At 59.7% G+C, this 12,729-nt stretch carries 12 protein-coding genes; 9 read left to right on the plus strand and 3 right to left on the minus strand.

What is annotated here, in order from left to right; all coding sequences use genetic code 11:
* Positions 1-215: 215 nt before the first annotated feature.
* From K1Y02_20515 to K1Y02_20540, 6 genes are all read left to right on the plus strand, one after another.
* Entirely contained in the window at positions 216-563 is a 348-nt protein-coding gene (locus tag K1Y02_20515) for a hypothetical protein (GenBank protein ID MBX7258757.1), read from the plus strand.
* A gap of 11 nt (positions 564-574) precedes the next feature.
* Positions 575-1,027 (plus strand): tetratricopeptide repeat protein, encoded by a 453-nt coding sequence (locus K1Y02_20520; protein MBX7258758.1) that lies wholly within the window; start codon positions 575-577, stop codon positions 1,025-1,027.
* Positions 1,028-1,048: 21 nt separating this feature from the next.
* Complete coding sequence (gene rlmB, locus K1Y02_20525; GenBank protein ID MBX7258759.1) at positions 1,049-1,768, plus strand: 23S rRNA (guanosine(2251)-2'-O)-methyltransferase RlmB; 720 nt, start codon at positions 1,049-1,051, stop codon at positions 1,766-1,768.
* 102 nt (positions 1,769-1,870) lie between these two features.
* The gene (locus K1Y02_20530; GenBank protein MBX7258760.1) at positions 1,871-3,076 is read left to right on the plus strand and encodes a glycoside hydrolase; all 1,206 of its coding nucleotides are present in this window, start codon (positions 1,871-1,873) and stop codon (positions 3,074-3,076) included.
* A 285-nt stretch (positions 3,077-3,361) separates the two neighbouring features.
* A complete protein-coding gene (locus K1Y02_20535; GenBank protein MBX7258761.1) occupies positions 3,362-3,850 on the plus strand; it encodes a hypothetical protein in 489 nt (162 codons plus the stop codon).
* Between the two features lie 10 nt (positions 3,851-3,860).
* The gene (locus K1Y02_20540) at positions 3,861-5,117 is read left to right on the plus strand and encodes a sulfatase (GenBank protein MBX7258762.1); all 1,257 of its coding nucleotides are present in this window, start codon (positions 3,861-3,863) and stop codon (positions 5,115-5,117) included.
* Here K1Y02_20540 and K1Y02_20545 read toward each other — a convergent pair.
* Positions 5,091-6,422 carry a LysM peptidoglycan-binding domain-containing M23 family metallopeptidase gene (locus K1Y02_20545; GenBank protein ID MBX7258763.1) on the minus strand — a complete coding sequence of 444 codons (1,332 nt, stop codon included), beginning with the start codon at positions 6,420-6,422 and terminating at the stop codon, positions 5,091-5,093. The two genes, K1Y02_20540 and K1Y02_20545, sit on opposite strands and share 27 nt — an antisense overlap.
* Positions 6,423-7,011: 589 nt before the next feature.
* Between K1Y02_20545 and K1Y02_20550 the strand changes: the two genes are divergently transcribed.
* The 3 genes from K1Y02_20550 to glpQ all read left to right on the plus strand — a co-directional run bounded on the left by K1Y02_20550 (position 7,012) and on the right by glpQ (position 10,217).
* Entirely contained in the window at positions 7,012-7,647 is a 636-nt protein-coding gene (locus K1Y02_20550) for a DUF1080 domain-containing protein (GenBank protein ID MBX7258764.1), read from the plus strand.
* Between the two features lie 117 nt (positions 7,648-7,764).
* Positions 7,765-9,144: a protein kinase gene (locus K1Y02_20555; GenBank protein ID MBX7258765.1), complete on the plus strand. Its 1,380-nt coding sequence runs from the start codon at positions 7,765-7,767 to the stop codon at positions 9,142-9,144.
* A gap of 125 nt (positions 9,145-9,269) precedes the next feature.
* Positions 9,270-10,217: a glycerophosphodiester phosphodiesterase gene (glpQ, locus tag K1Y02_20560; GenBank protein ID MBX7258766.1), complete on the plus strand. Its 948-nt coding sequence runs from the start codon at positions 9,270-9,272 to the stop codon at positions 10,215-10,217.
* A 1,038-nt stretch (positions 10,218-11,255) separates the two neighbouring features.
* Here the strand turns inward: glpQ and K1Y02_20565 are convergent.
* Both K1Y02_20565 and K1Y02_20570 read right to left on the minus strand, forming a co-directional pair.
* Positions 11,256-12,236, minus strand: coding sequence for a DUF4349 domain-containing protein (locus K1Y02_20565; GenBank protein ID MBX7258767.1), 981 nt, complete (start codon positions 12,234-12,236; stop codon positions 11,256-11,258).
* 148 nt (positions 12,237-12,384) lie between these two features.
* Positions 12,385-12,729, minus strand: a 345-nt coding sequence (locus K1Y02_20570; protein ID MBX7258768.1) for a ThuA domain-containing protein, incomplete at its 5' end; no start/stop codon positions are given.

The raw sequence follows: 12,729 nt of genomic DNA on the forward strand, positions 1-12,729 counted from the left end.
GCAAAATCAGTCTACCGAACTGGGGATTCGATGCCTTCTTTTCATTCTCCTTCCTGCCTCAAAACCTCCAAGGGGCTAAAACTCGTCCCTTTTCCTATTCGTTGCACTTACAATAAGAACTCAGGCGGCGCGGCGAATATGCGAAAATCGCCGCTTCGTTGTATAATTGTCGCGGTGGCAGAAAGAAGGCAAAACAACGATTGGAGGCCGTGCCTATGGCATTGATCGGGTCAGTGTGTCTCAATCATCCCGGGGTCGAAGCGGAGGGACGCTGCAAGCAATGCGGGAAACCCTTCTGTAACGCATGCAAAGTCCAAGGCCCCACGGGACAGTTCTGCAGTCAGGAGTGCAAGCAGAAGCATGAGACGTTCACGCAACGGGCTGGCGCGTTGGACGCGCAACAGAAGAAGAGCGCGGGATTCGTGGCAACCTTGCGCAAAGTATTCAATCTCGCGTTGGCGCTCGCCGTCATCGCCGTGGTCCTGGGAATTGTGGGTTCGGTATTTGAGATTCCGGTCTTATCCAACATCGTCTTTCAGGTACGAGGCCTTATAGGATTTTAGGAGAAACAACTATGGATCTGAGTCGATTCAAATGGCCGATCATCATTATCGTCGTCGCTGCCGCCATCTGGCTGGTCACCGACCCCGGTGTCAACTACATGTACAACAAGTTCACGAAGGGCGAGGTGGGAGCCGATCCCAAGCAAGACGAGTTGAACGAGGCGGGCCTTTCGCGATTGGCCGGGTTCCTTATGCAGACTTTCCGTTATCAGCGCGCCGGCGAAGTTTTCAATGAGTGTCTCAGGAGATTCCCGCAGGGCAAGAACGCCCTCTACAATTACTATCGTCTGGCCAAATGCGTCGAGAAACAGGGGCAATACGCGGAGTGCGTCAAAATCCTCCAGGATTTGCGCGACCAGGAAGCCCACAATACCGACGACCGCGTCCCAACCCGCGATGTCTTGCAGTTACGAATCGACAAGCTCGTCGAGACGCACGAACTCGGCGAAATAGGCACGATGTGATTCTCTTCGGAGCGCTGTATTGTGCCGGATAGGGTAGTTGGACGGATTCCCGTGTTGGAATGCCTGCGCGCGAAGAAGCGGGTCGCGCGCAGGCTTTTTCTGTTGAACGACGCCAAGGGGCTGGAGGCGATACGTGCCGCGGCGGGCTCAATTCCCACGGAAGTCTGCGACCGGCGCATGCTCGATCGGTTGGCCGAGGGCGGGACGCATCAGGGCGTGGTCCTTGAAGCCGACCCGCTGCCCGTCTTGGACGAACAGAGCTTCCTGCGAAGCCCGCTTCCCGCCGATGCCATTGTCGTCGTGCTGGACGAAGTGGAAGACCCGCACAACCTCGGGGCCATCGTGCGATCAGCCTCCGCTTGTGGCGCGTGCGCCGTGGTATTCGGCAAAGACCGCGCCGCCCCGCTGACTTCCGCCGCCGTGAAGAGCGCCGCCGGAGCGATGGAATACATCCATCTTGTGCAGGTCACCAACATCCCGCGCGCGCTCGACGCCTTCAAGAAGGCGGGGTTCTGGGTTGCGGGCCTCGACGCCGAGGCACCGCAATTGCTGTGGGAGGCCGACCTCAAAGGGCGCATCGTTTTTGTGATCGGCAGCGAAGGACGCGGCATCCGCCGTCTTGTCGGCGAACGCTGCGACTACCGGCTGCGCATTCCGCTCTCGGGCCCCATAACCTCGCTGAACGCATCCGTAAGCGCCGCAATCGCGCTGGCGGAGTGTCTACGTCAACGTTCCGTGTAGCGCACGCCCTCCGCGCCTGGCGTTTTTCGTTTGCATTGCCTGTCCATAACTCTGACAATACGATTGCTCCACATACGCACCTGAACTCGCGGAGACCTCATCATGCTGGCCTGCGTGCTGCTTCTGCTGACCGCTACGCAAACCGACGTAGCTAACGTCTCTTACACTATCGAACTCACTACGCCGATCGAGTCCTTTAACAATGAATTCTGCTGGTTTCAACCGCGCGCCGCGGCCATTCCCGGTGCGGGCAAAGATGGCATGCCCCTCGTTGTACTGACTCTGCAGAAACACTTTCTTTCCAGCAGCGACTACTATTCCGGGATTCACGTCATGAAATCGGCAGACCTCGGTGCGACGTGGACCACGCCCGAGCCGCGCCCCGAACTCGACTGGCGGCACGAACCCGATGGCATGGTCGTCGGAATCTGCGACATGACGCCCGGCTGGCACGCGCCTACGAAGAAGCTCCTGCTCATCGGCCACACCGTGCGGTACCGTGAAGGGAAGCTGGCGGAGGAGTCGCGCTCCCGCGAGACGCCGTTTTCCGTATACGACCCTGCCGCGGACACGTGGACGCCGTGGCGCATCGTCGACATGCCCGACAAGAAGAAGTTCTACAATGGAGGCGCGGGTTGTGCGCAATGGCTCGTCGAGGATGACGGTTCGCTGCTGATTCCCATCTACTACAAGGAACAATCGAACGACCCCAATGCGTGTTCGTCCGCCACGGTGATGCGATGCGCCTTCGATGGCACGACGGTATCCTATCGCGAGCATGGCACCGAACTCGCGCTCGATGTGCCGCGCGGTCTCGACGAACCCAGCCTTACGCGATTCCGGGGCAAGTATTACCTCACTATCCGCAACGATCAGCGCGGCTATGCCACCGTCAGCGACGACGGACTGCACTTCGCGCCCATCACTCCCTGGACTTTCGATGACGGTTCCGAGCTCGGCAGTTACAACACGCAGCAGCATTGGGTCACGCATTCGGACGGATTGTTTCTGGCCTACACCCGGCGTGGCGCAAACAACGACGACATCTTCCGTCACCGTGCCCCACTTTTTATTGCGCAGGTTGACCCAGAGAAGCTCTGCGTCATTCGCGCCACCGAGCGCGAACTACTGCCCAACCGAGGCGCCACCTACGGCAACTTCGGCGCCAGCAACATTACAGAAAACGAGACGTGGGTGACCGACGCCGAAGGCATGTTCTTCCCCGAGGTCTACAAGAAGTACGGGGCGAAGGGGGCTGTCTTCGCGGCCAAATTGCGGTGGTCCAAGCCGAACCTGACAGCTAACTGACTTCCGCGGAGGGCACTTCGCTCATTCAGACGATAGCGCAGGGTTTCTGCACCGGGCGGTGGTACGGGTGGCGGGTTTGCCCGTGCCTTCGATCCATGCTGAAGCCCGCGGCGCGCCCTGTCGCACTCGGAGATAGAGGCCGTGGGCTTCGGAGACTATGCGGTCCATATTCGCTGGTCTACGACAACATATGGTCTCGGACGACGAATCGCGAAGTGTTTGACTCTCCTTCCACCTCTGCGATACGCTGTCCGCAACCTCGGTACTGCATGGAGATACGCCGGAATGAAGCGTCATATCGTTGGTATTGCCCTCTTGGTCTTCGTCGTTGCGACGACGGGCTGTAACACCATGGGCCGGCAACCCCGGTTGAACGATGCAAAAATTACCCCCGCCACGTTGAAACCCGGCGAAAGCGCCATCATCACGGTGAAGGTGGTCGACAAGTACAAGATCATTTCTCGCGTGGTCGCCGTGGTCAAGGAAGATCAGCGCATTAAGTTCAAGCTCCGCGACGACGGCAATCCTCCGGACGAGAAGGCCTTGGACGGTGTCTGGACCTTGCGCGCGGACGTGCCGTTCAATGCGCCTCCGGGTCAGTTCACCCTCGAAATCGGCGCGTACAATTCGAAGAACGAACCCATTCAGGTTAAGACCGGCAAGGGCGAGACCGGGCCGCTGTCTGCCACCTGCATTTGGTCCGTCGAGTACCCGCCAGAGGGTCAGGCCCCGGCTGCTGCCGCCGCTCCGGCGGAAGCTAAGCCGAAGAACTGATCGCGCGATTATGCTCGCCTTGTTAATGGCGGCGTGCTTTGCCACGCCGGATGTCTATCTTATTTCGGTTGACACCCTGCGCGCCGACCGTCTCGGATGTTACGGCTACGACAAGAACACCACGCCGAATCTCGATGCGTTCGCGAAGAAGGCGCTGCTTTTCGAGGACTGCTTAGCGGAGGTCCCCCTCACGTCGCCATCGTTTGGCGCGATGATGACCTCGCATTTCCCGCGCATGAACGGCACCTCACGAAACGGCCTTCGTCTTCCCCCCGCCGTGCCGACAGTCGCCGAGCTGTTCAAGGCCGCGGGCTATCAAACCATTTGCGTGCAAAGCAATTGGACGCTTAAGCGAAGACTGTCGGGATTGGATCGCGGGTTCGACGAGTACGACGACGGATTCAACACGAAGCGTTGGGGGTTCATGAAGGCGGAGCGCTACGGCGACGAAGTAGCCGATCACGCCATCGAGCTGCTGGAGAAGCGCGATGCCGCCAAGCCGTTGTTCGCGTGGTTCCATTTTTCCGATCCACACGCGCCCTACCGCTTCCACGACAAGTACGATCCCGTCGGGCGGCCGCTGTGGAAGCTGAACGAAACCGAGCAGACCCGCGCCCGGTACGATTCGGAAGTGGCCTTCACCGACGCGCAGATTGCGCGCGTACTCGAAGTCTTGCCCAAAGAAAACGCGTATGTGTTGTTTGTCGCCGACCACGGCGAAAGCCTGCATGAGCACGAGATGCTTGGCCACGGACGCAGGGTCTATCAAACGGAAATGCACATCCCTCTGATTGTTCACGGCCCAGGCATCGAACCGGGACGAACCGCCGTGCCTGCGAGAGGCATCGACATCGGCGTGACACTGCTGGGTCTTGCTGGCTTGAGTCCGGCGGAGGGCATGCTCGGAACGGATTTGATCAAGAATCCTCCCGCGATGAACCGCACGCGCGTCGTGGAAACGTATGGTGGTGCCGTGCCGCGAATTCCGGGCGCGAAGGCCGTCATGGCAGGGCGTCCGCCCATGCGTCAGGCGGCGATTCAGGAAGGCTGGAAACTCATCATCGGCGGCGCCGGGCCGGAACTCTACAGCCTGGAAAAAGACGCCATGGAACTTGAGAATCTGGCCAAACTTGAACCTACCCGCGTGGAAGATTTGCAGAAGCACATTACGGCCTGGGACAAGGCCACCCCGCGCAATGAGGCAAGCGAGGCGCAACTCAATGACCAAGACTTCGATGCGTTAAAGAGTCTTGGCTACGTGGAGTGAGTCGCCGTTCAGCAATGGCATAGGGTCGATGGGCCGGCCATTCTTGCGAGCCTCGAAATGCAGATGCGGACCCGTCGATCGGCCGGTCGAGCCCACTTCCGCAATGACGGTATCCTTGGTTACGGCCTGTCCCCGTTTCACCAGTGTCGCCGATGCGTGCCCGTAGACCGTTTCCAGCCCGCCTTCGTGCTGCACGATGACGACCTTTCCGGTGCCCGGCAGCCAGCCGCTGTACTTCACGACTCCCGTTTCATAGGGATAGATCTTGGTTCCCGTGTCAGCGGCAATGTCCACGCCAAAATGGAATTGCGGGTCACCGGTGAACGGGTCTTTGCGCATGCCGTATCCCGACGACAACTTGCCTCCGCCTTCCAGCAGCCCGGACCACGGCGAGGTTCCCTTCGATTCGCCGGGCAACGTGAACGACCCCGGTTCGAGAATCGATTGAATCATCATCGTGATGTCTGACGTCCCGCTTGGCGTCGCAGCAGTCTTTACGACGGGCGCCGCGGTTCCGCCTTGTCCCAGCGACGAATTCCCTCGCAGGAACTCGGGACTGATCCTCCTGCGCATCAGGCTCTTTACGTCGACCCCGGAGGCGCTCTCACGGATTACGTCGTCGACCGTCTTCGTACTCGCCGGCTTGGAAGAAGCGGCGCCGTCCTTGGCAACCGCAGAGAGACGATCCTTGAGCAATTCCTCGCGCCGCCGCAGGAACGCAGGGTCGATACGCGACGCTATCGCCGCTTTGATGTCCGGGACCTCAGGCGCGGCCTTGGCCTCGTGCTTGCCCGCGGCAGAATCCGCCTTCGCGGCAGCAGGCGCCGCTTTTTCCGAATCCGCGGCAGTCGTGCGGACCAGCGGCTTGTCGTCGCTTGCGGGCACGAGGGGCGGCGGGGGAGGCAGAACCGGACGCAGGTCGGGCACGGTGATTGGAACGGTTTCCTGCGAAGTCCGGGAGGGCGTAGTCAGTGTGAGTTTTTGACCTACGTTGAGGACATTGGCATCCTTCAGACCACTGGCTTGGGCAATCTGCTTGACGAGGGCGTTGACTTCCGAACGCGACGGATTCTTGTTGCCTGCCGCAGCCAACTGGTTCCGGCAAATCTGCCACAGGTTGTCGCCTCGCTGGACGGTGTACGTCTTGGGTTCGGGGGCGGTCTCGGCAGCGAGGCCTTTCTTCTCCGAGAAGAACGACATCAATTCGTCGAAGGCTTGCGTGTTGCCCGTGGATGCGGTCTGCACCGGTTGTTCTGCCGCCACGCTATCGCGGGCCTGATCGGATGTTACCGGCATTACCAGCATGAGACGCTCCCCAATCGACACGAGTACGCCGGGGAAGAAGCAAGCGTTGTGCCGCACACGTCAGTTTGCGATAAACCCCTGGAACACAATGCATTACCGATTGGCGAGGACACTAGATAGAGCGTAGGAGCGGCAAGTTTTGCCGCTCCTACGGGAGAGGAATGCCGGTTCCTTGCTCACTTTTGAGCGGGAGACCGCGCAAATGCGGATTGCTGAGTAGCGCCCGCTCTCTCTCTGGCGGGCGAAATCTCCGTTGACCTGGCGCGGGGTTCGATGAGCGCGGTGAGGTGTTCACCACTGGCCACCTGAAACTCACAACGTATCCCTGATTGGCTCTCCTCATTCGTCCGGCCAACTGAGGAGTCCATGTAATGTTCACGAATTCCTCCCGTGCCCCCGTGGTTTGAAGTCATTCGGGCATAATCCTCTCTCTTATCGCCGTTCATCGGTTTTCATCCTTGGTTGAGTGTCTTTTGGTTGCGGCTTTGCCGCGCGGTCTTGCTGCGTCCACTCCCTTTCGCTACTATGCACCCGCTGCAAGTCCAACGAGTCCAATTCGTCAGACCGACAATCCACGGAGGTTCCGACAATGTTCAGGCTCACCGTATGTGTCGCGTTAACGTTGCTTGTACTCGCGCCCTGCGTCTCGGCCGATGATGCCAAACCACTCTTCAATGGCAAAGACTTCACGGGTTGGAAACTCTACATCCCCGATGAAAAGGTCGATACGAAAACCGTGTGGGAAGTCCGCGACGGCGTCATCCACTGCACGGGAACGCCTGCGGGCTACATGCGCACGACGGAAAAGTACGAGAACTACAAGCTGACGTTCGAATGGCGGTGGCCGGAAGGCGGCGGCAACAACGGCCTGCTGATGCACATTCAAGACAAAGATGAGGTGTGGCCGAAGAGTCTCGAAGGCCAGTTGCAGAGCGAAAATGCCGCGGATTTCTGGACCATCGGCGGCGTGCAGTTCAAGGAACGCGCAAAACAAGAAGCAGACGACCGCCGCACCCCCAAGATGCACCCCCACAACGAGAAACCGCTCGGCGAATGGAACACCTGCGAAGCCGTATGCGACGGGAATTCTGTCAAGCTCTACATCAACGGCCTGCTCCAGAACGTCGCCACGGACCTCAGTGTCAGCAAAGGCTATATCGGACTGCAAAGCGAAGGCACGCCAATCGAGTTCCGGAACATCGTCCTGGAGCCCATCAAGAAATAGCGCGCGCTCTTGTCCGTATTGCGCAATTTCGGCAATCATGACAAGATGCTCTCTGTTCTTGAAACAAGGGGCCAAAGGGGGCGTCTTGTCCGTGTCCGAACGAGATAGACTGGAACCATGACGGACCGCATCGACACCGATAGCAATCACTCGGAGCAATCGCTTAAGGCAGGCTATAACCTTGGCGGACGGTTTGCGCTGGTTCGTCAATTGGGACTGGGCGCCGTCGGCGCGGTGTGGCTGGCAAAGGACACGCAGCTCCACGACGAGCTGGTTGCGTGCAAGGTATTGGCGCCGTCGTTTGCGGACGACCGGCGCGCCATCGCCGATCTGAAACGCGAGGTGTTGCTGACACGGCGACTTCGGCACCCCAACATCGTGGCCATCCATTCGTTTTGGGATGCGCACGGAGACCGGTTCATCACGATGGAGTACGTGCCCGGGGCAAACCTGGCGCAACGCATGAAAGAACGAATGCGCGCCTACGAGTTGCCCGAAGTCATTCCGTGGATCGAGCAAATTTGCGCCGCGTTGGCGTACGCGCATGCGCAAGGCGTGCTACATCGCGATGTGAAACCCGCAAACATCTTGCTGGGGCCGGGCGGTTCCGTGAGGCTGGCGGACTTTGGCATCGCGCAGCGCATTCGCGAGGCGCAAGGCGACAAGCAGGATGCCGTGACCAGCGGTACGCTTATGTACATGAGCCCCGAGCAATTTCGCGGCAAACCCATCGACGAGCGGAGCGACCTGTACAGCCTCGCAACGACAATCTACCAAATGCTGAACGGAACGCCTCCCTTCTACCGGGGATCGATTGCGCAACAGATTCAGGACAAGGCTCCCTTGCCGATTTCCAATTGCCACGAGGCGATAAACCGCGTGCTGCTGAAAGCGCTCGACAAAGAACCGTCGAACCGGCACGCAGGATGCCGCGAGTTTCTTGCGGATTTCGCGCGCGTCGCACACCGCTGCGCCGGAGTGGCTCTGTCTTCGGGCATGGCGGCGGCAATACCCTCGGACTTCGATGCCGACGCGCCGACGGTGGCCATAAGGAGGCGCACGCTCGCAAGGACAGCCAAACCGCTTGGAGAGCTGCTGGTCGAAGCGGGCGCGATCACGAATGGGCAGTTGGAACGTGCATTGGCAAAACATCGCGATGCGCCGGGCCCACTCGGAGCAATCTTGATTGAAATGGGCCTAATCGACGAATCCGAACTGGTGCAAGCGGTTTCGGAACAGATGCAGATCCCCGTGATATCGCTGGCGAAAGAGCAGATCGATACCGAGGTCGCGCGGAGAGTCTCCTCGACGATGGCGCAGGAGCGGCGTTGCATCCCGTTGCGTTACGAAAGCGGAAGTGTGGTGTTGGCGATGGCGGACCCGCTCGATTTCGATGCGCTGAATGCAATCGAATCAGCCTGTGGCGCGCCGGCCGTGCCGCGCATTGCGCTTGAATCCGATATTCTGCAGACGATTGACCGCGTGTACGCGACGTGACGTTCCGAGTCGCGCGCCGGTTGACGATGAGCTAACATCAGACCGACACGTTTGCTGGAAGACGAAACCGGGCGCGGTGTTTGCGTCCGAACCGATACGTTCGACAACACAGGGAGTCATCATCCATGCCGGTACGTCGCGTGATGTTTGGGTTAACGATCGCCGTGGCCGCGCTCGCGAGCGTGGCATGGGCAGAGGATTCGAAGATTGTCATTGCGCATCGCGGCGCGAGCGGCTATGTGCCGGAACATACGCTCGAATCGTACGCGATGGCGCACGCGATGGGCGCGACCTACATCGAGCCGGATCTCGTGCTCACCAAAGACAAGGTGTTTGTGTGCATGCACGACATCCATCTACAAGCGACAACGAATGTAGAAGAGGTGTATCCCGATCGCAAGCGCGAAGACGGCCAGTGGTATGCGGCGGATTTCACGTTGGAAGAGATCAAGCGATTGTCGGTGCACGAACGGCTGAAGAACCGGTTCCCGCAGGGGAAATCGCATTTCGAAGTGCCCACCTTCGCGGAAATGATCGAGTTGGTTCAGGGCCTGAATCAGACCACGGGGCGCGAGGCAGGGATCTATCCTGAACTGAAGAACCCTGGCTGGCACGCGAAGAACGGATTGCCGATGGAAGAAGCCGCGTTGGCGATTCTGACGCAGTATGGCTACGTCGGGAAGGACGCGAAAGTGTTCATTCAGTGCTTTGAGCCGGAACCGTTGGAACGCATACGCAAGGAACTCAAATCGGAATTGCCGCTGATCATGCTGGTGAGCAACGAGAAAGAGTCCGCGCCACTCATTACTCAAGAAGGATTGAAATACGTTGCGACGTTTGCCAACGGAATTGGCCCGGACCGAGTGTGCATCGAGAAGGATCCCGATCTGGTGAAACAGGCGCACGATCTCGGGCTGGCCGTTCATCCCTATACATTTCGCGCCGACCAAGTCTCTTCGAAATACGCGTCGTTCACGGATGAGCTTAAGCAGTTCTACGTGACGTACGGCGTAGACGGCCTTTTTACCGATCATTGCGACAAAGCGGTGGCGTTTCTCCGCGAGAATAAGTAGACCGACCTCGATGTCGCCAGCGCCGCATTGGCGATGATGCACCGGTTCACCTCATGTTGCACGTTACCCGTAACCCACGGTGTACGCCACGCCGCGCTCGGCGATCGCGGCGCTACTGGATGTCCAGTTTAAGCCAGATCCTTCGTCCGCCGGAGGCGGACTCCTAAGAAACAACCCGCGCCTCTTGCATGTGGTGCTCCTTCAGAGCGGCCGTTAGGGTGGGTTGCTGACCTGGGGCGTCGTCCTCCTTCGGAGGACTCTGCCCCAGGCTGTTATGTTTTGCGCCGTGCGGCGCGCAGGAGGAACAGACGGTGTGAGTAGTGAACGAGAGCACATGTTGTCCGATGCCGAGTCAGGGCCGACTCCCTGCCCGTTGTTTCTACCACGAAAACCCGCGCACGCGCGGTCCCTCGCTCAGGATGACACTGAGGACAAATGATGTGTCTGCGTTGTGGCGGGGTCTCCTGACCCAGCCACTCTTCGCGACCGTAAGGTCTCCCCTCTGCCGGCTCCGCCGAACGAAGCCTTCCCTGTGGCGCAGCCGCCCCCGGCCCAAAATGTGTCGCAGGCATCCTGCCTGCGCTCTTCGCGCCCCCCCCCGCGCCGCAATGCCCAATCACCAAACACATCTCCCCCCCAACCTTAATGTCATCCCGAGTCCCCATGCGGCGGACGAGGGATCTGGCTTAAGAACAGCTCATTCTGGCACGAGATGCTTCCCCCGCCGGGGGACTCCTAAGAAACGGACCGTGTAAGTTACTTTCGCCCTTACAGGGCTCACGTTGGGTGGGGACTGATACCTGGGGTTACGATTCGCGTCGTTGCCGCGAATCTCACCCCAGGCTGGAGTCTGCCGTGCCTACGGCACTCAAGAAGAAATGCTGTCCATTTGGCTTCTGTTTCTACCACTGAAACCCGCGCTCGCGCGGTCCCCCGCTCGGGATGACAACAAGGACAAATGGCGCGTCATCTCACGGCATTCAGCACAACGCCCGGGGCGAACCCGGGCGTTGGTATGCTGCGTAGCAATTGTGCTCTCTAGCTGATCGGTTTGAAGACCTTGCGTAACCGGCGGTAGACCAGCCACACGGCCACGGCGCAGGGAACCCATACCACGCTCCATACGGCCCACCAGATCACACGGACCCAGAGCGACTGCCCAAGCTCGACCAGGGAGCGCACGGCTTCGGAGAGCACCTTGGCCGTGCTGAACGTAGCGGCTGGCACGACCGGTTCGGCCTTGGGGGCTTCCTGCAGCGTGATCTGAATCGTGGAGTACTGGACGCGGTCGTTCAGGAAGCGCAAGCGGCCGTCGAGCCGTTCAATCTCTTCTCGCACGCGGGTCACTTCCTGCTCGATGCGAAGGATGTCCTCCAGTTTACCCGCGCGGTTCAAATGATCGAGCAGGCGCGCCTCGGTCGCTTTGAGGTTACGCGAACGCGCGTCGGTGTCGACGAATTCCTCGGTCACGTCTTGCGTGGTGACTTGTTTGTTCAGCACTTTGCCAAGCGCGTCAAGCTGTCCCATGGACTCGTCGAAGCGATTGGCGGGCACGCGAATCTGAACCATGATCGAGCGTCTGCCGAGGTTGTCCATGATTTCGCGGTAGTCCCCGACATACCCCCCGACGGTCTGAACGGCCGCGAGCAGTTTCGTGTTGGCGTCGCGCGCGTCGCTCACTTCAACCAATACGGTGGCGTTCTTGATGAGATAGCGGTCCACACCTCCCGTGGGCATCGCAGGCATGGGCGCGGGCCCAGGCGCCGCTGACGCTGCGGATGCCGGAGCGCCCGCAGACGCATCGGCTGCAGGCATTTCGCTGCGCGCAGGTGCGAGTTTCTGGTCAGCTTCCGCGGGAGCTTTGAATGCGAGTTTCGTGTTCCCTGCTTCCGCCTGTATTGGGGCGTCGGTCATTTGCACCCCCGGCGCCGCGTATTTGGGACGGGCTGAGCGGTCGCAGTGCACCGCCAACAGGGCAAGGCAGCCCAAAATCGACAGAATCACCAGTTTCTGTTTCATTTCACCATCTCCTCCGGCGTACGTGCCATGTGTCGTCTGCCGGATAAGACACCGGGGAAGCGGCAAAGTTCGAGCGGGGGGACTCGCAGGCATGAAGCTAGCGAGACCCGACTTTGCCTGACGCGGCGTAGCCGAAACGGAAGTGAGTCTACTTGGGGCCGGTACGCGCGTTGTCGGGAAGGTCGAGCGGCAGTTCTCCCAGCGTCCAGTGAATGCCTTGAACCATCATGCGCTCGAAATGGACGTCGTCCCAGACTTCCTTGGTATGTCCGAGGACGTTCACGTAGACGCGGCCATTGCCGTAGCGATGCGCCCACGCAATCCCAAAATCTTTGTCTGCCCGCTTCACCCCCTTGGCATTCAGATCGACGCTGGTCACATCGAGACTGGCGAGCACGTCGGTAACCGCGCGGCTCCAATTCGTGTGCTGATAGATCTCGTCGTAGACCTCGAAACTCGCGGGCATTCCCTTCATGATTGGATGCGTGGGTTG

This window comes from Candidatus Hydrogenedentota bacterium (genome assembly GCA_019695095.1).
Taxonomy (GTDB): domain Bacteria; phylum Hydrogenedentota; class Hydrogenedentia; order Hydrogenedentales; family SLHB01; genus JAIBAQ01.

Coding starts and splice junctions, on each gene's coding strand:
- K1Y02_20545 (MBX7258763.1), bottom strand. CDS start 6,422: ATGCTGGTAATGCCGGTAACATCCGATCAGGCCCGCGATAGCGTGGCG.
- K1Y02_20520 (MBX7258758.1), top strand. CDS start 575: ATGGATCTGAGTCGATTCAAATGGCCGATCATCATTATCGTCGTCGCT.
- K1Y02_20550 (MBX7258764.1), top strand. CDS start 7,012: ATGTTCAGGCTCACCGTATGTGTCGCGTTAACGTTGCTTGTACTCGCG.
- K1Y02_20530 (MBX7258760.1), top strand. CDS start 1,871: ATGCTGGCCTGCGTGCTGCTTCTGCTGACCGCTACGCAAACCGACGTA.
- K1Y02_20535 (MBX7258761.1), top strand. CDS start 3,362: ATGAAGCGTCATATCGTTGGTATTGCCCTCTTGGTCTTCGTCGTTGCG.
- K1Y02_20555 (MBX7258765.1), top strand. CDS start 7,765: ATGACGGACCGCATCGACACCGATAGCAATCACTCGGAGCAATCGCTT.
- K1Y02_20515 (MBX7258757.1), top strand. CDS start 216: ATGGCATTGATCGGGTCAGTGTGTCTCAATCATCCCGGGGTCGAAGCG.
- K1Y02_20540 (MBX7258762.1), top strand. CDS start 3,861: ATGCTCGCCTTGTTAATGGCGGCGTGCTTTGCCACGCCGGATGTCTAT.
- K1Y02_20565 (MBX7258767.1), bottom strand. CDS start 12,236: ATGAAACAGAAACTGGTGATTCTGTCGATTTTGGGCTGCCTTGCCCTG.
- glpQ (MBX7258766.1), top strand. CDS start 9,270: ATGCCGGTACGTCGCGTGATGTTTGGGTTAACGATCGCCGTGGCCGCG.